The 17,679-nt window shown below is 59.9% G+C and carries 16 protein-coding genes; 5 read left to right on the top strand and 11 right to left on the bottom strand.

What is annotated here, in order from left to right; translation table 11 throughout:
• Positions 1 to 253: 253 nt before the first annotated feature.
• From ACIX8_RS03455 to ACIX8_RS03445, 3 genes are read right to left on the bottom strand one after another with little or no spacing between them, the layout of a single operon-like run.
• Positions 254 to 1,204: a hypothetical protein gene (locus ACIX8_RS03455; protein ID WP_044176082.1), complete on the bottom strand. Its 951-nt coding sequence runs from the start codon at positions 1,202 to 1,204 to the stop codon at positions 254 to 256.
• 5 nt (positions 1,205 to 1,209) lie between these two features.
• Positions 1,210 to 1,611, bottom strand: a complete 402-nt coding sequence (locus ACIX8_RS03450) for a hypothetical protein (protein WP_014263929.1) — start codon at positions 1,609 to 1,611, stop codon at positions 1,210 to 1,212.
• Between the two features lie 10 nt (positions 1,612 to 1,621).
• Positions 1,622 to 2,341, bottom strand: a complete 720-nt coding sequence (locus ACIX8_RS03445; RefSeq protein WP_150110474.1) for a hypothetical protein — start codon at positions 2,339 to 2,341, stop codon at positions 1,622 to 1,624.
• 740 nt (positions 2,342 to 3,081) lie between these two features.
• Here ACIX8_RS03445 and ACIX8_RS03440 point away from each other — a divergent pair.
• Both ACIX8_RS03440 and ACIX8_RS03435 read left to right on the top strand, forming a co-directional pair.
• Positions 3,082 to 4,356 (top strand): POTRA domain-containing protein, encoded by a 1,275-nt coding sequence (locus ACIX8_RS03440; protein WP_014263927.1) that lies wholly within the window; start codon positions 3,082 to 3,084, stop codon positions 4,354 to 4,356.
• A gap of 46 nt (positions 4,357 to 4,402) precedes the next feature.
• A complete protein-coding gene (locus tag ACIX8_RS03435; RefSeq protein ID WP_014263926.1) occupies positions 4,403 to 5,686 on the top strand; it encodes a POTRA domain-containing protein in 1,284 nt (427 codons plus the stop codon).
• Positions 5,687 to 5,853: 167 nt separating this feature from the next.
• Here the strand turns inward: ACIX8_RS03435 and ACIX8_RS03430 are convergent, their stop codons facing one another.
• Positions 5,854 to 7,653, bottom strand: a complete 1,800-nt coding sequence (locus tag ACIX8_RS03430; RefSeq protein WP_014263925.1) for an amidase — start codon at positions 7,651 to 7,653, stop codon at positions 5,854 to 5,856.
• Between the two features lie 117 nt (positions 7,654 to 7,770).
• Here ACIX8_RS03430 and guaB point away from each other — a divergent pair, with 117 nt between their 5' ends.
• On the top strand, positions 7,771 to 9,297 hold the full coding sequence (gene guaB / locus ACIX8_RS03425; protein ID WP_014263924.1) for an IMP dehydrogenase: 1,527 nt from the start codon (positions 7,771 to 7,773) through the stop codon (positions 9,295 to 9,297).
• Positions 9,298 to 9,388: 91 nt separating this feature from the next.
• On the opposite strand, the gene ACIX8_RS03420 is transcribed toward guaB, so the two are convergent.
• The 7 genes from ACIX8_RS03420 to ACIX8_RS03390 all read right to left on the bottom strand — a co-directional run bounded on the left by ACIX8_RS03420 (position 9,389) and on the right by ACIX8_RS03390 (position 14,984).
• Positions 9,389 to 10,393 (bottom strand): GNAT family N-acetyltransferase, encoded by a 1,005-nt coding sequence (locus ACIX8_RS03420; RefSeq protein ID WP_044176076.1) that lies wholly within the window; start codon positions 10,391 to 10,393, stop codon positions 9,389 to 9,391.
• Positions 10,394 to 10,472: 79 nt separating this feature from the next.
• On the bottom strand, positions 10,473 to 12,341 hold the full coding sequence (locus tag ACIX8_RS03415) for an ArnT family glycosyltransferase (RefSeq protein WP_014263922.1): 1,869 nt from the start codon (positions 12,339 to 12,341) through the stop codon (positions 10,473 to 10,475).
• Between the two features lie 68 nt (positions 12,342 to 12,409).
• Complete coding sequence (locus ACIX8_RS03410) at positions 12,410 to 13,399, bottom strand: DHH family phosphoesterase (protein ID WP_014263921.1); 990 nt, start codon at positions 13,397 to 13,399, stop codon at positions 12,410 to 12,412.
• Positions 13,400 to 13,410: 11 nt separating this feature from the next.
• On the bottom strand, positions 13,411 to 13,824 hold the full coding sequence (rbfA, locus tag ACIX8_RS03405; protein ID WP_014263920.1) for a 30S ribosome-binding factor RbfA: 414 nt from the start codon (positions 13,822 to 13,824) through the stop codon (positions 13,411 to 13,413).
• An 83-nt stretch (positions 13,825 to 13,907) separates the two neighbouring features.
• Positions 13,908 to 14,243, bottom strand: coding sequence for a DUF503 domain-containing protein (locus ACIX8_RS03400; protein ID WP_014263919.1), 336 nt, complete (start codon positions 14,241 to 14,243; stop codon positions 13,908 to 13,910).
• A gap of 2 nt (positions 14,244 to 14,245) precedes the next feature.
• Positions 14,246 to 14,626 carry a HEPN domain-containing protein gene (locus ACIX8_RS03395; RefSeq protein WP_083836606.1) on the bottom strand — a complete coding sequence of 127 codons (381 nt, stop codon included), beginning with the start codon at positions 14,624 to 14,626 and terminating at the stop codon, positions 14,246 to 14,248.
• A complete protein-coding gene (locus tag ACIX8_RS03390; RefSeq protein ID WP_014263917.1) occupies positions 14,547 to 14,984 on the bottom strand; it encodes a nucleotidyltransferase domain-containing protein in 438 nt (145 codons plus the stop codon). Before ACIX8_RS03390 ends, ACIX8_RS03395 begins: the two co-directional genes overlap by 80 nt.
• Positions 14,985 to 15,234: 250 nt before the next feature.
• Between ACIX8_RS03390 and ACIX8_RS03385 the strand changes: the two genes are divergently transcribed.
• Both ACIX8_RS03385 and nusA read left to right on the top strand, forming a co-directional pair.
• Positions 15,235 to 15,816, top strand: coding sequence for a ribosome maturation factor RimP (locus ACIX8_RS03385; protein WP_014263916.1), 582 nt, complete (start codon positions 15,235 to 15,237; stop codon positions 15,814 to 15,816).
• A gap of 123 nt (positions 15,817 to 15,939) precedes the next feature.
• A complete protein-coding gene (gene nusA / locus ACIX8_RS03380) occupies positions 15,940 to 17,574 on the top strand; it encodes a transcription termination factor NusA (protein ID WP_014263915.1) in 1,635 nt (544 codons plus the stop codon).
• Positions 17,575 to 17,679 lie beyond the last annotated feature (105 nt).

Raw genomic sequence — 17,679 nt, 5'->3', positions numbered from 1 at the left:
CGGCAGACTTCCGGATGAGGGGAATCTTGCCGGTCCCGATCTCGAATTCGAGCTGCTGCAAGGGCATGACATACTCTGAAACCTTTCTTTCATCGAATTGTTGAGCATTTCCAACTTTGTGCAGCGTGGCTTTTCTTGAGGGAGAAGCCACTCCGTCACAGCAATTCCGCTCTGCCCGATTGAAGAACCTGCCGCACTCCTGCTTGAGCCGTGACTTTGCAGAGCGGCTCAAGCAGAATCCTTTGTCCAGCGGTTACTGGATCGGCGGCGGCGCAACTGGGCAGTCGTCGGAAGCGGTAGAGTCTGCCTGCGTCGTGGTGTAAGGAGCGGGGGAGCCGATGTTGCCTGTCCTGTTGATGCTGGTGGTGTAAAAGATCTCGTTGTTGCCTACGGAGTCGTCGGTGACCCAATTCCCCTGGACAGTCACGATGTCGCCCGGACTGAGACCCTTCCAGGTCGTGACAACCGGATCGTTGCCGTTGGTAGCGGCAGCGATGCCTTCTCCCGCCGCTCCGCCGATGACGGCCCCGGCATAGGCCACGACGGCAGCAACGATGGCGGCGATGATGAGAGCAATGATCAGGCAGAGCAAATAGAAGAATCCAGTCGCGGTACAACCGATCGCAATGCCCACCGCGGCTGCAGCAAAGTAGCCGAGGATAATGCCGCCGATAGCGCCAACGACGACGCCGACCAGAGAGCCGATATGGCCTCCGCAGGCAGTCTCGCTCTTGATCAGGCAGGGGAGCATGGCTGCGCCCTCATCGTCGCAATAGACCCAGTAGGAGTTCTGGGTTACATAGTGCCAGTAGATCGACTTGACTACGACATCGAAGACGCCGGCTGGCCCCATGGCGAAGGGAGCGAGAACGTCGACAGCCGTAGAGTTTTCGTCGGTGGTGTCGTTGACGATGCCTGAGAAGCAGATGTCCTCGCCCTTGGGAGTGGAGCGGATACAGCCATCTGCCTTGAGCACGTAGTAGAGGACGAGGGTAGCGATGCCGGCTGCACCCGCGGCTCCGCCGGTCAGCGTGGAGAAGCCGAATACGGCACCGGTAGCGCCGACGATCCCGTTGATGATGGGAATGCCGCTCGTCCAGACATAGACCAGAGCGCCGCCAATAATAGGCGCGGCTACGAAAGGCCACCAATCGAAGGGAGTAGGAATATTGCCGGGCTGCTGGGCGCCGCAAGCTGGGGCCATAGTACTCATCGCGCACCTACCGTTCTCAGGGCGCCGGCGTCGCCGCAAAGGATGCGACAGACGAGCGAGCCCAGGGCTGCTCCGAGATAGGCACAGACAACCAGCGCCAGACCAGGATTGTGGATGTGGTAAGCCAGCCATCCGAGCAGAACGCCGGTGACGACTCCGATGTAAAGGGCGAGTAGAAAGACTGGCTTGAGGGGTAGATGGCTAACCAGGCAGATGAACGCCGCGGTGAGAAAGGCGGCGATAAGTGCGACGACGAGGCCGTCCATAGCCAGTTGGGCAAAGGTGGCGGGAAAGACGGGGGTGCCGCAGCAGTTGGATTGCGTGTTCACCAGGGAGACAAGCACCCCGACAAAGCCACCGGCTATCAGGCCCATTCGCGTACAGATTCTCGTGTTCATAGGTGACTCCTTAAGCGTCGAAGAGGATGGCGATATTAATTCCGCCCAGATAGACTCCGCCGATCGTTGCGAGGACATCGACGCCCGCGCTGACCAGGGTTCCGGAAGGTGAGGGGGGAACGGAAGAGGGTACGTTGATGTGGACCATGACGTCCTGTTGCGCACCGGCAGCCAGGGTGAGGGTGGAGGGTACAACGGTGGTCCAGGGAGCGACCTGTGACGGGCCAGTGGTGAGATCAATGGTTTGGGTTGAGCCGGTGGGATTGCGAACCGGAACGACGAAAGTCTTGGAGCGGCCGGTGCTCGTTTGAAAGCCATCCATGGTCTGTTCGCCGTTGTTGTTGTAAGGATCGGTGTCGTAGGGATGAACAATGCTCACGAAGATGCCATAGCGGCCAGCCGCGGTAACGACTGGAGGCGTGGGCCACGAGAGCGTTGTCTCTGCACCCGCATAGCCAGCTCGGGCCAGATTGACGAAGGTCGAGCCGATAGCAGTGCGCGGCATGCCGATCCCCCATGCGCTCCAACTGAGGTCTATGCGGGTATTATTTGCCGAGGCTTCGGAAGAGAGGTTGCGCACGGTCGCCGTAAGAACTGGGATGGGGCGCAGCGGCCAGAGATCCACGGTGTTGAGATCGGGACTGTTGAAGGTCGGAGCTCCCCCCGTAGAGAAGACAAGTTGCTGATCGTAGGTAGCGGGATCAGGATCGTGGACGATCTGTTGCGGCACCTTCAGGCAGCAACTGCTGCGGCTTTTGGGACGAGCCGAGCAGAGGGACCACCTCGAACTTGAGGCCGCATTTCTTGAAATTTCGGCAGCATTTTCCATAAACATCCTCCTCGGAGATTTTTTCTACCGTTCTCGGAATACCTGAAACGAGATTTCGGGATGCAGCAAAGAAGACCGTTTGAGAACAATAAAAAGAAGTCATACCCTTGCTTCCATTTCGTTTACCCGCGCAAAAACATATCGCCAGTTAGCCAGGAATTGAGAACCAGATTCCTGGGACCGGGAGAGAAGAAGGACACGGGCTGAAACAGAAATACGAGCATTGACGCTTCGCTTTCCCGCTTCATATCTCGATAGTGTGGGGCGTAACGAAAACGTTACAAAAAAAATCTGCCAGGTGATGATCCTGCATCTGATCGAATCGACAAGCACTCTTCGCTACCGTGTTTCCAGGACTGGTTATCAAGGACTGGTTAAAAACAAACTGCCCACTTTGTAAGTGGGCTCCTGTGCTTCAGAGGAATCAGAATTGTGACTCGGAGGGGCGTGATGGATTCAGAGGGATACCTCTGCCGGACTACACAAGGCTGATCACGAAGAGATCATGAATTTATTCACACAAAACTTCTCGGGAAACTTGCGCTTAGACGATACACTCGTGACGCGTAGAGCAGGAATAAGTGAACGGCAATGATTGATTTATTCCAATTATTTTTATCGAGGATCTCTCCTTTCTTCCCATGCAAGCCTTTTTCCGTGCTCTCTCTGCCTTAGCTCTCTCGCTCTGCCTTTTCGGCACACTGTCTCTTTCCGCCCAGACCTACACCCCGAAACAGATCCGCATCGAAGGTGCGGGAGATGCCGATACCGCCAATCTCCTTCGCATCGCCGCACTCAAACCTGGGACACTTTCAAAACAGGAGATTGAAGCCGCGCTACAGCGAATCGCCGACACCGGCCTGTTCACCGACCTGAGCTATACAGTGAACAGCGACGCGCTGGTCTTCAAGTTGACTGCAGCCGCAGCCAGCCAGTCACAGCCGGTGCATTATGCCAACTTCACCTGGTGGCAACCCGCCGAACTCGAACAGCTGGTCGAAGCACGCGTCCCCCTCTTTCACGGCACGATGCCCCTTAGCGGAAACCTCCCCGACCAGGTAGAAGCGGCTCTCACCGATCTTCTGCGCGAGAAAGGCATCGAGGCGAAGGTAACGGCGATGCAGACTGCCGGCGGTCCCGATGGCTCAATCGCTGGCAACACGCTACTCATCTCAAGCCCACAAATCGTTCTGGGCGAGATCCATCTTCAAGGCGTATCGTCTGCCCTGGCTCCAAAGCTCGTAGAGGTTCAACGCTCGCTCTCCGGGCAAGACCTTGATCTCTACGAGACCTCCAAGGCCATCCGCGACAACATCACCGACCTCTCTCAGAACGCTGGGTATCTCGACATCGCGACAGATCCCCCGGTCTTTACCGTGCCTCGCAAGGATGGAAACCGGTTTGTGGTCGATGCCAGCACAACCGTACGCGAGGGTGAGATCTATCGCGTTGCCCAGATCGATATTCAGGCCGCTGCTCCTCTTTCACACGCAGAGCAGGAGAAGACCACGGAGATCAAGGTGGGAGATCCTGCCTCACCCATGGTCTTGCGAATCGGGAAGGGTTTGCTGCAGAGAGCGTATACGGACCAGGGCTTTCTCGATGCTGTGGTCAAACCCAGCGCGAACAAGAACAGCACCGCACATACCGTTGCTTATTCCTTCGCGATTACCGTAGGTGAGGTCTATCACCTTGCCGGCGTGGACAGCTCCGCGCTGCCCGCCAATCAACAGTCTGCGTTCGCACACGACCCCAAACTGAAGGCCGGCGTGTTGGCCGACCGGGAAGTCCAGCAGGAGATCTTCCGCACACTCAAGGAACAACAAGCCCTGAAAACCACCAGGCTTGCCGAGCAACGCGATCAAGCTCATCACACGGTTACCTTTACACTGACATCCATAGTCACCAAGCCTTAATAAGTTTTTGCGTATAGCCAGGCATTCCATTACTCTGAGCCCACCCATGCTACGTTTCAGTCTTACTGCTGCTGTCCTGCTTCTTGCGAGCGTTCCTGCCTGTGCGCAATACACCATCGACAAAGTTGTCTTTCATGGTGGCGCACCCTACACCGATACCGAACTCCTGGGTGCTTCCGGCCTGCAGCCCGGTCAGATGCTGGCGCACGACTCGCTCGCACAGGCAGCACAGCACCTGCTCGACACCGGCCTCTTCGACGATGCGGAGATCTCACTCAGCGGACAGGGTAAGGCCCGCACGGTGCTTCTCTCACTGAAGCCGATGCCGGCCGCGAAACTTATCCCCGCCAGCTTTGAGAACTTTGTCTGGTTCACTCCGGAAGAACTCGGCAGCGGCATCCACTCGCGTGTTCCGCTCTACCGCGGAACTTTCTCCGATGCCGGCAACTTCGCCGACACTGTTCAAACCGCACTCCAGCAGATGCTTGCCGCCAAAGGGATTACCGCGACTGTTTCGCATGTAACCGTCGAGCCCACGACACAGCATCCGCAGCGCGTCGTCGACTTCAAGGTCGAGCAGCCCTCTGTCCGGCTTACCAGCGTCGCGCTTACCGGCGCACCGTCCGATGTCTCCGCCGAAGCTCTCAAGCGTTACCAGGCACGCCTCGCCGGTATGGCCTATAACGAGGGTCTTAGCGGCACCACTGTCGAAGACCGCTTGCTCTCTCCGTGGCTCAACCTCGGCTATGTCACGGCCAGGCTCGACGGCATCCAACGCACGCCGTCTGCGACGGCGGAGGGTATCGGAGTCACCTACACCGCACACCTTGAGACGGGTGCGGTGTACACGGTCGCTGGACTCACGTGGACGGCTTCGCCCGTCTACAGCGACGCTGACTTTGCCCGTGACACCAAGCTGCATGCCGGTCAGGTCGCCGCGTCTCGTCTGCTCGATACCACCGAAGCTCCCATCCTCATCGCCTACCGTTCCCAGGGTTATCTCGACGCTTACCTCGACCCCGCCCCCAAACTCGACGACACGGCCCACACCGTCACCTACACTCTCCATGTCATCCCCGGAGAGCAATACCACCTGAAAAGCGTGACGCCTCTGAACCTCTCACCCGACGCTCAGAAGGAGTTCGACTCAGGCTGGCGCATGAAGCCCGGCGACCTCTACAACGAACACTACGTCCAGACCTTCATCAACAACAACACCGCGCTCCAGCATCTGGCTACGTACTCGGCTAGCTTTCAGGCGTCTGCCGATCCGCAGACGCATCTTGTCGATTTGACCATCACCTTCGTGCGTGGTGCGGGAGCGCGGTAGTAGCGGAAGCGCTGCAACAGCCGTATTCCGCAAGTGCTTTTGCCGTTGCTTTTCTTGTTGTCATTCCCGGAGGGAATCTGCTGTTTGCCTGTGCTACGAGAGCATTCGTGGCATGAGCAGGAAGCAGATTACCTTCGGGAATGACAACAAGAAAGGCACAGGCCACGTTAAAACCCCGCTGGCCGTTCGCTCGCAACAGCAAAGGCCTGCTCCATCGCCATCCCCGCCTGAGCGAGAGTGCCTTCCTCAAAGAGCCGTCCGATCAACGTCACTCCATACGGCACACGGCGTGGTGTCGCGAACTTCGGCAGTGGATGCTTCGGGTCGGGAGCCCAATCGCTGCGAGCCTCGGTGACCTCTACAAATCCCGCACGCAGCGTCAGCGAGGGATGCCCCGTAAAATTTGTGATTACCAGCGCCTCATCGCGCAGCGACGGAACCAGCAGCACATCGACCTCGGACATCACCCGCGCCATCTCCAGCGCGACCTTGCGGCGCAGCCTGTCGGCCTGCACGAAATCGACCGCGGAGAGAAAGCGCGATTGGCGAAAGGTATTCGGCCACGCATCCGGAACCTGCATCTTCAACTCGTCGACCTTGTGGCTGAGCGTCAACTCCTCGAACGCTGCCGCCGATTCGGCGAAGAGGATGATGTTGAGCGAGTCGTAGGGCCAGTCCGGCAGCGACACCTCTACCGGCACCATGCCCAGCTTCTTGATCGTCTCCAGCGCCGCGCGGTCCACCGCGGTTGCCGGAGCCTCCTTCATCCACGCCGGAAAATACCCGACACGCAGACCCGCCACGCTCTTCCCTGCGGCGAAGTTCAGCTTGCTGGGCACGCACGCGTCGTCCTGCCCATCCGGGCCTGAGATCGCGTTCAGCACCAGCATCGTGTCTACAACTCCGCGCGTCATCGCACCGAGCTTGTCGCACGTCCAGCTCAGGGTCATCGCACCGGTACGGGGAACGCGGCCATACGTCGGACGCAGGCCCGTCACGCCGCAGCGCATCGACGGACTCACGATGCTGCCCTGCGTCTCGCTGCCGATAGCAAACCCTACCAATCCCGCCGCCACCGCCGAACCCGGCCCAGCGCTTGAGCCCGAGGCCCCTTCTTCCAGCAGCCACGGGTTCTTCGTCTGCCCGCCGAACCAGACATCGTTCAAAGCCAGCGCTCCGAGGCTCAGCTTCGCCACCAGCACCGCGCCCGCATCATTCAGGCGTTGAGTCACCGTCGCATCTTTGGCGGGGATGCGGTCGCGATACGGCTCCGCTCCCCAGGTCGTGGGAATTCCCGCCGTATCCAGCAGGTCTTTCGCTCCCCACGGAATACCGTGCAGCGGCCCGCGATCATGTCCTGCGGCAAGTTCCTCATCCGCCCTGCGGGCCTGATCGAGCGCATGGTCCGCCGTCAGCGTGATCACGCAGTTCAACTGCTTGTTGTACTTCTCCAGCCGCTGCAGGTAGATCTTCGTCAGCCGCTCCGACGTGATCTTGCGCTCATGGATCCAATGCGACAACTGCACCGTCGACGCAAAGGCAATGTCCTCCTCGTGCGCTGGAAGCGGGGCTCCGGTCGTTGCTCCGAGATGGAACTGCCCAGCAGCAACAACTCCTACCTGCGACGCTGCCAATACCGGATTCCACACGGTCGCGGGCGCAATGGCCTCTTCGATCGCCACTTTGCGAGGCCCTACCCGCCGCTCGTACACGGTCGCCATCGACTGCTGCCAGTTCCCTGCAGCCTGCGCGCGGTCGGCAGGCGTTAGCTCTACCTGCACAAGCTTTTCAGCCGCCGCGAAGGTTTCCGGCGATACAGCCGGGCCAACCGGGGGTGCTGTACCGAACGCCGGAGGAGCTCCCGGGGTCTGTGGAACCTGAGCAGCCTCAGTGGTTTGCGGAATGATAGCGGCGGCCAGCAGGCCCAGTGAACCCTGGGCAAGGAACTCTCTACGGGATCGTGACATGGTGCTCCTAGAAACCCGCCATCAAGCGGGTATGCCAGATATACCATCACCGCCTCTCCTGCGAAACTGACCTGGATTTAACCCGATATTCCGCCCAGAGTGCAACAATAGAGAATTATGATTTTGAACCCGATTCCCGAAGCGCTCACGTTCGATGACGTGCTGCTCGTCCCCGCTTACTCGGACGTTGTTCCCGCCCTGGTGAGCACGCAGACGCGCCTGACCAAAAACATTACGCTGAATACCCCATTGATGTCCGCTGCCATGGACACCGTTACCGAATCCCGTCTTGCCATCGCCATCGCCCAGCAGGGCGGCCTTGGCGTCGTTCACCGCAATCTCTCGATCGAGCAGCAGGCCGGCGAGATCGACAAGGTCAAGCGCTCCGAGAGCGGCATGATCGTCGACCCCGTCACCATCGATCCCGAACGCCCCATCGCCGATGCGCTCGAAGTGATGCGCCGCTACAAGATCTCCGGCGTGCCCGTGACCAAGAACGGCAAGCTGGTCGGCATCCTCACCAACCGCGACCTGCGCTTCGTCTCGCGCACGGACATTCCTATCTCCGACGTGATGACCAAGAAAAACCTCATCACCGTTCCCGTGGGAACGACGCTCGAAGAGGCCGAGAACATCCTGCATGAGCATCGCGTGGAGAAGCTGCTGGTCGTCAACGACGCCTACGAGCTCAAGGGCCTGATCACCGTCAAGGACATCCAGAAGAAGCTGAAGTATCCACACGCCAGCAAGGACGGCCAGGGCCGCCTGCGCGTGGCCGGCGCCATCGGCGCTACGGGCGACTACCTCGAGCGCGCTGCGGCACTGATCGAGAACCGCGTTGATGCTCTCGCGATCGACTCCGCACACGGCCACTCTTCGCGCGTGCTGGAGGCCGTTGCCGAGGTCAAGAAGCGCTTCCCGGATGTCGACCTCCTGGCCGGCAATGTCGCAACCTACGCCGGCACCATGGCACTGATCGATGCGGGCGCCGACGCCGTCAAGGTCGGTATCGGACCGGGTTCGATCTGCACCACGCGCATGGTCACAGGCGCGGGCATGCCGCAGATTACGGCCATCTCCGAAGCCTACCGTGCAGCCAGCCAGCGCGGCATCGCGGTCATCGCCGACGGCGGCATCAAGTACTCGGGCGACGTGACCAAGGCCATCGCCGCGGGCGCGAGCGTCTGCATGATGGGCTCGCTGTTTGCGGGCGTCGACGAGTCTCCCGGTGAGACGATCCTCTACCAGGGACGCAGCTTCAAGGCGTATCGCGGCATGGGATCTCTCAGCGCCATGGCTCAGGGTTCGGGCGAACGCTACTTCCAGAGCAAGGACGATCTCAAGCAGGACGGCAGCGAGCGCGTCTCACTGACAGCGCGCGAGGCACCGAATGGTGGCAACCGCTTGGCGAAGTTTGTCCCCGAAGGCATCGAAGGCCGCGTGCCGCATCGTGGACCGCTCGAGGCGATGATCTATCAGCTCGTAGGCGGCCTGCGCTCCGGCATGGGCTATCTCGGCTGCGGAACGATTGAAGAGCTCCAGACCAACGCCCAGTTCATTCGCATCTCCGGCGCGGGCCTGCGCGAAAGCCACGTCCACGACGTAGTGATTACGCGCGAAGCTCCGAACTATCACGTGGAATAGCAGTAGCAACAGTGGCAAGTGGCAAGTGGTAAGTGGTAAGTAGCAGAGCTTTGTTACTTATCACTTGCCACTTTTCACTTATCACTCTGTCTTACTCGCTGCCGCCATCCCACACCATCGCTTCGAAGCGATGTACTGTGCGGAAGCCGAGTTCGTCGTAGAGGCGGCGTGCGTTTAAATTTTCTTCGGTTACGGTGAGGGAGAGCGACGTTCCTCCGCTTCGCTCCAGCTCGCTTGCACATTGCTGCATCAGGATGCGTCCCAGACCAAAGCCGCGTAGCTCCGGTGCGACGCAAAGCTGCGTTACATGGCCGGTGTCGGAGCGCACGCGTGAGCTGAGTACCATCGCCTGCAGGCGGCCGCTGCGTTCGTCGCGCAGTACCCAGGAGTTCGCGGCATCGAAGGCGCCGCAGCCTGGAAAGCGGACGATGTTATGCAGGAATCGCAGCGAGCCGTGCGCGCTGCGATATTGGTCGTTGATATGGCTGTCCATGTGCCCCGCATAAGAGCGATGGATCAACTCGGCAGCCGTTTCGTAGAACTCCGGCTGCCAGGGTTGCAGCTTCAACGATGCCGGCAATGCCGGCTGAGGGGCGAGCGGCTTCGACTCAGAGAAGTCCTGTTCCATAAACAGCCGGGGAAAGCTGTGAAACCCTCTCGACAGATACGGACTGGCTAGCGCGCCCAGGGGGAACATCAACAACTGTGATTCGATGCGGTCGACGCCGGGTGTCGCCTGCAGCATCTCGATGAGATGATGCAGCAGCGTTTCGCAGACAGGGTTGTTGAGCGTCCCGCTCTCGCCGAGCGCGTAGGTATCGCCGATCACAGCCTTGGCCGCCTCGAAGACGCAAAACGTATAGCCGATGACGCGGCCGCCATGCAGCGCGACGAATCCCGGCAGCACGCGGCTGTCGAGATACTGCAGCAGCAGCTCCATCGAGTTCGTATAGTCCCAGCGCAGCCTGCTCTCCCAGCGCTCACACTCGTCGAACAGCAGAGGCCGCAACTGCGCCGCTGAAAAGTGACGCAAATCCAGCACTTCGATCTGAGAGCCGAAGGTTGGAGCCCCGAAGATCTGAGCGCTGGAGGTCATCTTAGGGGCAATCGTCTCACACTGCCCCTTGATGTGTCCGTGCAAATCGGCGAATCGATGGGATAAGAAAGTCTCAGGGTCAACTGCGCGGATAGATCTTGTAGACGGAGAGCCCCTGTGTCTCATAGAGAAAGAGCTGCTGATAGACGCGGCCCTGTACCAGGGAAGGAATCTGATCGGCCTCGCGCGTGGGGATCACCAGCACATGCTCTTCGTCCGGAATGCCGTCCGTATCGTAGTGGACTACGTTCTGGTTGCGATAGAAGGCCAGGCCATAGTCGAGGTCGCGACGCACGTCCTGCACGGCAACCACGGGAACTTCAGGAGCAGCCTGCTGGATCTCGCGAGCCAGGGGCCGTGCCGAGTAGTTCAGATCGAGTACGCGTCCATTCAGCTTCAGCAGGAAGAAGAGCAGACCCGCCAGAGGAATCAACGTTACGGTGCGAATGTGGCGAACCCCATAACGCTGCGCGACGAAGATAATGAGCCATGTCGCCAGCACGCCAAGCGCTGCGGTCCAAATGAACGTCTTCGCCGCCGGAACGATGCGCTGGTAGACCATGTACTGCGGGCACAGCAACAGGACAAACGTGAGAAGGCCAGTCAGTCCGGCATGCAGGCTCAACAGCCACGAGGGAAGACCGGCGCGGCGAGTGCGAAAGAGATAATCGCCGGTGAGAATCGCCAGCGGCGGGATCGACGGCAGAATGTACCCTGGCAGCTTCGACTCCGCAAACGAGAAGAACAGGACCGGAAACAGGGCCCATAGGACGAGGAACTCTGGAAACGCATCGCCGGCGCGGGTATGGCCGAGATAGCGCTGCGGATTATGCCGCACCTTCCACTCTGCGATCGAGACCTGGACCGCATCGACCAGGGCGCGGATGGCCAGAGCCGTCCACGGCATAAGCCCCAGGATCAGAACCACCAGGTAGTAATAAACCGGCTGGTGATGCTGGTAGCGGTTGGTCGCAAAGCGCTCGAGATTGTGCTCGATAAAGAACTGGCGGAAGAAGCTCGGGTTGCGCCGCTGCACCGCGATGTACCAGGGCAGCACCATCGCCAGGTACAGCAGGATTCCGGGAAGCCAGATAGTGCGCCGCAGCGCCGACCACTCGCGACGAAGGCCGCAGAACAGCACCAGGATGCCGAGCATCAGGAAGGGAGCAACCGGCCCCTTGGCCAGCGTGGCGGCCGCGCCGAAGAAGTACAGGTCGAAGAGCCAGAACTTCTTGCCGGTCTCATACCACCCATACCAGCCAAGCATGCCGATGCAAAAGGGCGCGGCGAGCTGCATGTCCGTGGAGGCCCCACGCGCGAACGAGAAGATTGCCACGGTCGACACCATGATGAGTGCCGCGTCCAGATGGCCGCCGGGCCGGAATCGTCGCAGGTGCAGGAAGGCCAGAAAGATCAGTGCCCCGGCACCGGAAGCCGATGGCAATCGCGCCGACCAGTCCGAGACGCCGAACTCCTTGAAGAAGCCCATCGCCCGCCAGTAGTAGAGAGCTGGCTTCTCCAGCCAGGGCTTGCCGTAGAGGATCGGGGTCACCGTTCCGCCCATCAGGCAGACGTAGGAGGCGTGAATGTCGGTGGGCCGCAGGCTGTGCGGCGTAATCCGGGCGTGGACCTCGTGGCAGTCCTCCGAATGAGCGGCGAGCATCTCGCGAGCGATCTGCGCGTAGCGCGGCTCATCGGCGCCGACCAGCCCCAGTTGATCGCCACCGAAGTACGGCATGAGGCAAAAGAGAAGGAAGTAGCCGGATACGCCCACCAGGACGATGAGCTCCCAGATCGTACAGCCCCACTGTGTGCGGGCGAACTCGCGCAACCATCCCGGTCCGAAACGGGAGGTCAACCCCTTGCTGCGAGGGACCAACGCTTCGAGTTGTGGAGTATCCGTCAAAATTTCGTCAGAGTGCTTTGAACCGACCGGAAGGTTTGCCATGGGCGCTGCCTTCAGATCGAGTCCGGGACGAGATTTAGGCTACCAGACTTCCCTGTCTTACTGGAATCTCAGTGAACAGGCTGCCTGCGATCCGGCCGTAATTCCGCCACGATGCGCTCGATCGCCTCATCCAGAGGGCCATCCAGAGTGCATCCACTGGCATTGCGATGTCCGCCCCCACCGAATCGCTCGGCTACCTGCGCAACATCGACTTCGCCCTTGCTCCTGAGACTTAGACGAAACTCCTTCCGCGATGGAAGCTCGCGCAGAAATACCGCCGCATCTACCCCTGCAATGCCGATCAGGTAGTTCACAACGCCCTCGCAGTCCTCGACCTCTGCGCCGGCGCGGGCCATCTCCTCCTGCGTAATCCAGCTCCAGGAGACGGAACCCTCAATCTGCATGTTGCCAAGCGCCGCCCCCAGCAGCCGTATCTTGCTGGGAGGATTGGAGAAATAGACGGCCTGCGCGATTCTGTTGGCATCCGCCCCACGCTTGACCAGGTGCTCGGCCAGGGCAAAGGTGGCAGCAACAGTGCTGGGATAGGTAAACGAACCCGTGTCGGTCAGCACAGCCGTATAGAGGCAGGTCGCCATGTCCGCCGTGATCTCAGTGCCGGAGGCGACGGCGAGATCGTAGATCATCGCCCCTACGGCGCAGGCCTCAGGATCGATCCAGTTGAAGCTGGCAAAGGTCTTCCCGCTGAGGTGATGGTCGATATTGATCGTCAACCCGGCGCCCATGCGGTCGAAGTCTGCACGTTCAAACCCGGTGCGCTCAAAGCCGTCGCACTCGAGCAAGATAGCGGCGTCCGGCGCGGGCGTAGCCACCGGCAGCGCAACCTGAATTCGCTCGATGCCCGGAAGGCAGCGATAAATGACGGGAATGGGGTCGGCAAAGGCAACAGTGACGCGCTTGCCCATGCCGTCCAGCAGATGCATCAGACCCAGTGCCGAGCCGATGGCGTCGCCGTCAGGACGGGCATGCGAGGTCACGACAAAGCTCTCCCGTGCATGAAGCAGGGACAGCAGTGCGGCGATCGAATCCTCGTGGGCCATTGATCTTGGGATTATTCCTTGCTCTCGGGCAGCGCAGCCGCGGCTTTTTTCTTGGCCTGTTTGGCGCGACGCTTCTCCATACGCCCCAGCAGTTCGTCCATGCGGGCGTTGATCTTCTCGGAGCGGTCGATGGCAAACGTGATCTCCGGCACATGGCGTACCCCCATGCGATCGCGAATCTCGGTACGGATGTAACCCCGCGCGGTCATGAGACCGGCGAGGGTGTCGGCCTCGTCCTTCTCATTGCCGGTAACGGCGATGAAGACACGGCAACTCTTCCCGCCCGGCGCGAGCACGACCTCGGTGACGTGACAGGGGGCGATTCGCGGGTCGCTCAACTCACCTTCCAGCATGGCGGTGATCTCTTCTGCGAAGGTGTTGACGACGCGGCCCCGGTGATAATCTCTTGCTCTTTGTTCAGGCATGGCTAGCCAAGCAGAATAGCACTTTTGGAGGCGATTTCAGCATAAGTTCACGAGAGGGCGGTGTGGAGCGGCATCTGGCAGGGTTATTCCGTCTGCGCATCCGGCTCGGCATCCAGTGCGTCCAGCACGACATCGCTCTCCAGGAAGCTGTCCACAATCTCCGCGCCCAACCCTGCGGCCAGCCGCCGGGCGGCTTCCTCAACCTCGCGAAGCTGCCCCGCCAGATAGGCCGGCGAGCCCGAGATCGCCGCAATCCCAAGGGTTGCGCGGTTCCAGACGACGGCTTCATCCAGTTCTGCGACCGAGATATTGAAGCCGTGACGCAGCTTGTCCTTCAAAGAACGAACCACCTGCCGACGGTCTTTCAGGGACTGGGCGTGTTCAATGGCGAGTTCGAGGGTGAGGGTAGCGATTGGCATGGCTATGTGCTGAGGACAGCAATGCGAGCTTCGGTCCACTTGCGGAGAATATCCACCGTTTCGATGAAGCGGCCCCGTTCCGCGCTTGTAAGCTCTTTAGCCGCGTCGTAGCGAATCAACACCGCGTAGGGTTGCAGATCATCAAATTCGCATGTCAGCGCAGGAAGGATTTCACCTGCATTTTTCAATTGGGACTGTAGCTTTTCGAGTTCATGCGTGAAGGGATAGACCTCACCTCGGGCAGAGATGAGAGCCTTCATCAACTTTTCGACCGCCTGCGACGCGTGATATCCAAAGCTGGTCCTAGGCAGCGGATAATTCAGGCACTCGCGATCTTCCGCTGACTTGAGCAATAGCAGTTCGGCTTGGGGATCGATTGGCATTGCGTTCGTAAAGAACTACTCCCTCTCTGTCGATGTAGCTGTGCACGCTATTGATCGAACGGCAAAACTTCTCGTGGCGTTCGCGCGAGTAGACCAGCAAGTCGACCGACATGCGACGGCCTTCGAGCGTATGGTACGTCACCTTCTGAGTGTCTTCTGCAGAGTCGACCATAACGGCCAGATCCAGGTCACTGTCGGCGCGATGGTCTCCACGGGCACGCGAACCGAACACGACGATGCGTAGGGGATCCGCAGCCTCAATGATCCGCCGGACAGCTTCCTCGACACGCTCCGGGGTCACCCCCCAATCCAGACTGGGCGTGGTACGAGCAGCAACGGGTTGGGCAGACACAGCCATGGAGCCTCCCTTTCCTGCTCCCTATGTTATTCGACGCCAAACCCCGCTGACACACCCACCTTGAATTTTCTCGGTTTCCGTCCTACACTCGTTAAAGCAGACGAATTTGTTCTGCCGCTGTAGCAGCCGTGAGCATACCGGAAAGTGGCGGAAGAGAGGAGTGGGCGAAAGCCCACTTTTTGTTTGCTCTAAATATGGTTTTCGCGGAACGGTGACAGCATCCGCAAACCCAAGCACCACAAGACGATCTATGGCCCTGCAGTTAGAGACAATTCGCGCCACCGCCGACCGCATCGCGGCCTCGCACAGCCTTGAGGTCGTTGACCTCGAGTTCACTGGCGGGTCCAAACATCGCACGCTTCGAGTGTTTCTCGAAAAAGATGCCGCCGCCCGCGCTAAGTTTACCGCCGAAGCCGCATCCAACGAAGAAGCCGGACTGCCCAAAGGTGTCCCCGTAGAGACGCTCTCGGGCGTGACGCACGAAGATTGCGCCAACTTTGCCCGCGACTTCGGCACCGTGCTCGACGTGGAAGATCTGATTCCCGGCGCAGAGTACACCCTTGAAACCAGCTCTCCTGGCCTGGAGCGCAAGCTGCTGAAGGCCGCTGATTACGAGCGGTTTAAAGGCAGCCTGGTGAAGGTGCAGACATTCTCGCCGGTCGACAGTAACCGGCACTTTACAGGACGGCTGGTAGCTTTCGAGGGTACGAATCTGACCCTCGATCTGGCTGCTGTAAAGCAAAAAGGTAAGGCAAAGAAGACTTTAACGGCGCAGACCGTCGAAATTTCGTTAGCGAACGTAGAAAAAGCAAACCTGGTAGCAGAGATTTAGGCAGAGAGTCCGTCGGTGGTCCGCTCTCCAGTTCTCAGGAGAGGCGGATCAGCCTTCAACTGATGACTTGGAACTGACGACTGAGAACCCAGAACGAAATACGGAAGAGAAACGAGAAGACGAATGGCTAGTCCCCTGTATCAATCGATTGAGTTGTTGAGCCGCGAAAAGGGCATCGATCCGGAGATCGTAGTTGGCGCCGTGGAAGACGCGATCGCCCTGGCGACACGCAAGTACTACAAGACCGTCGAGAACATGCGCGGCGAGATGGACCGCGAAACCGGCGAGATCCGCGCGTATGTCTTCAAGACCGTCGTGGAAACCCCTGAACTCGTCGAAGACGCCGACAACCAGCTTGCCCTGGAGCAGGCCCGCGAACTCGCACCCGAGGTTGAAGTCGGCGGCGAGCTGCGTTTCTACAAGGACACCACCCCGCTCGGCCGCATCGCCGCGCAGATGGCCAAGCAGGTCATCTTCCAGAAGGTCCGCGAAGCCGAGCGCGATACCGTGTTCAACGAGTACGCCCACCGCGCCGGTGAGATCCTGACCGCGACCGTCAAGCGCCTGGAGCCGATGGACGTGATCTTCGACCTCGGCAAGGCCGAGGCCCGCATGCCCAAGCGTGAGCAGTCGCGCCTGGAGCAGTTTTCGGTCGCCGAGCGCGTCCGTGTTGTCCTGCTGCGCGTGGATCGCGCCGCCAAGGGCCCGCAGGTCATCGTCTCCCGCGCCGCTCCGGCCCTAGTACAGTCGCTCTTCCAGAGCGAAGTTCCCGAGATCTACGACGGCACGGTCAGCATCCGCGCCATCGCCCGCGAAGCCGGCGAGCGCACCAAGATCGCCGTCGTCTCCCGCGACAAGGACGTCGACCCGGTCGGCGCCTGCGTCGGCATGAAGGGTATGCGCGTGCAGTCGATCATCCGCGAGCTGCGTGGCGAAAAGATCGACATCATCGAGTACTCCGAAGAGATCACGACTTTCGCCGAGAAGGCCCTGCAGCCCGCCAAGGTCTCGCGCGTTTCGATCACCGACCTGGCTGAGAAGCAGCTCGAGGTCATCGTCGACGACACGCAGCTCTCGCTGGCCATCGGCAAGAAGGGTCAGAACGTTCGTCTCGCGGCCAAGCTGCTGCAGTGGAAGATCGACATCAAGAGCGAAGAGGAGAAGCGCCAGGAGGTCGAGCAGCAGATGCAGGCCATGACTGGCGGTCCTTCGACGCCGATCGAACAGGTTACCGAGCTGGGCGAGTCCGTCATGGAGAAGCTCATCGCGGCAGGCATCACGACGGTCGAATCGCTCGCCGATATGACCGCCGAAGAGCTGGGCGAGGTTCCGGGTATCGGCGACAAGACGGTCGAAAAGATCGCCGTAGCCGTTCGCCACTACTTCGGACAGTACGAAGAGGGCGAAGAACGGCCAGTTCCCGCCCCCGTCGAGCCTGCCCTGCTTGCCGGTGAGGAAGCTGTTGCCGCTGCTGCTGCATCCGATGAGGCAGGAGACACAATACATTCCATGAGCCAGACACCGGAAGAGATCCTTGCAGCAGAAGCCTCCGATAACGGCGGGGCCGAGGAAATCAACGAATTTTCAACCGAAGATATCGCAAACCTTGAGGATGAAATATCCGATAGCGACGCGAATGATGCCAACGACGCTCGCGAAGAAGGCATCGAACTGGACAACGACACCGTAGATGAGCTGGTGGATCAGGCCCAGGAGTTTTCCGACGAAGGCATCGACGATGGGCGCGACCGTGGTTAACAGCTGCGATTCACGTTCACAAAGCCTGGCCGGCGACGCTTTTCATAGAGAAACGTCGTCGGCAATGGCTACAAATTTGAAATTTCAAGGGATAATAGCCTTGAA

This window comes from Granulicella mallensis MP5ACTX8 (assembly GCF_000178955.2).
Classification (GTDB): Bacteria; Acidobacteriota; Terriglobia; order Terriglobales; family Acidobacteriaceae; genus Granulicella; species Granulicella mallensis.
Note: the sequence above shows the minus strand (reverse complement) of the source record. Positions and strands in the feature narration are given on the sequence as shown.

Coding starts and splice junctions, on each gene's coding strand:
- ACIX8_RS03455 (WP_044176082.1), bottom strand. CDS start 1,204: ATGGCCCCAGCTTGCGGCGCCCAGCAGCCCGGCAATATTCCTACTCCC.
- ACIX8_RS03450 (WP_014263929.1), bottom strand. CDS start 1,611: ATGAACACGAGAATCTGTACGCGAATGGGCCTGATAGCCGGTGGCTTT.
- ACIX8_RS03440 (WP_014263927.1), top strand. CDS start 3,082: ATGCAAGCCTTTTTCCGTGCTCTCTCTGCCTTAGCTCTCTCGCTCTGC.
- ACIX8_RS03435 (WP_014263926.1), top strand. CDS start 4,403: ATGCTACGTTTCAGTCTTACTGCTGCTGTCCTGCTTCTTGCGAGCGTT.
- ACIX8_RS03430 (WP_014263925.1), bottom strand. CDS start 7,653: ATGTCACGATCCCGTAGAGAGTTCCTTGCCCAGGGTTCACTGGGCCTG.
- guaB (WP_014263924.1), top strand. CDS start 7,771: ATGATTTTGAACCCGATTCCCGAAGCGCTCACGTTCGATGACGTGCTG.
- ACIX8_RS03420 (WP_044176076.1), bottom strand. CDS start 10,393: ATGACCTCCAGCGCTCAGATCTTCGGGGCTCCAACCTTCGGCTCTCAG.
- ACIX8_RS03415 (WP_014263922.1), bottom strand. CDS start 12,341: ATGGCAAACCTTCCGGTCGGTTCAAAGCACTCTGACGAAATTTTGACG.
- ACIX8_RS03410 (WP_014263921.1), bottom strand. CDS start 13,399: ATGGCCCACGAGGATTCGATCGCCGCACTGCTGTCCCTGCTTCATGCA.
- rbfA (WP_014263920.1), bottom strand. CDS start 13,824: ATGCCTGAACAAAGAGCAAGAGATTATCACCGGGGCCGCGTCGTCAAC.
- ACIX8_RS03400 (WP_014263919.1), bottom strand. CDS start 14,243: ATGCCAATCGCTACCCTCACCCTCGAACTCGCCATTGAACACGCCCAG.
- ACIX8_RS03395 (WP_083836606.1), bottom strand. CDS start 14,626: ATGCCAATCGATCCCCAAGCCGAACTGCTATTGCTCAAGTCAGCGGAA.
- ACIX8_RS03390 (WP_014263917.1), bottom strand. CDS start 14,984: ATGGCTGTGTCTGCCCAACCCGTTGCTGCTCGTACCACGCCCAGTCTG.
- ACIX8_RS03385 (WP_014263916.1), top strand. CDS start 15,235: ATGGCCCTGCAGTTAGAGACAATTCGCGCCACCGCCGACCGCATCGCG.
- nusA (WP_014263915.1), top strand. CDS start 15,940: ATGGCTAGTCCCCTGTATCAATCGATTGAGTTGTTGAGCCGCGAAAAG.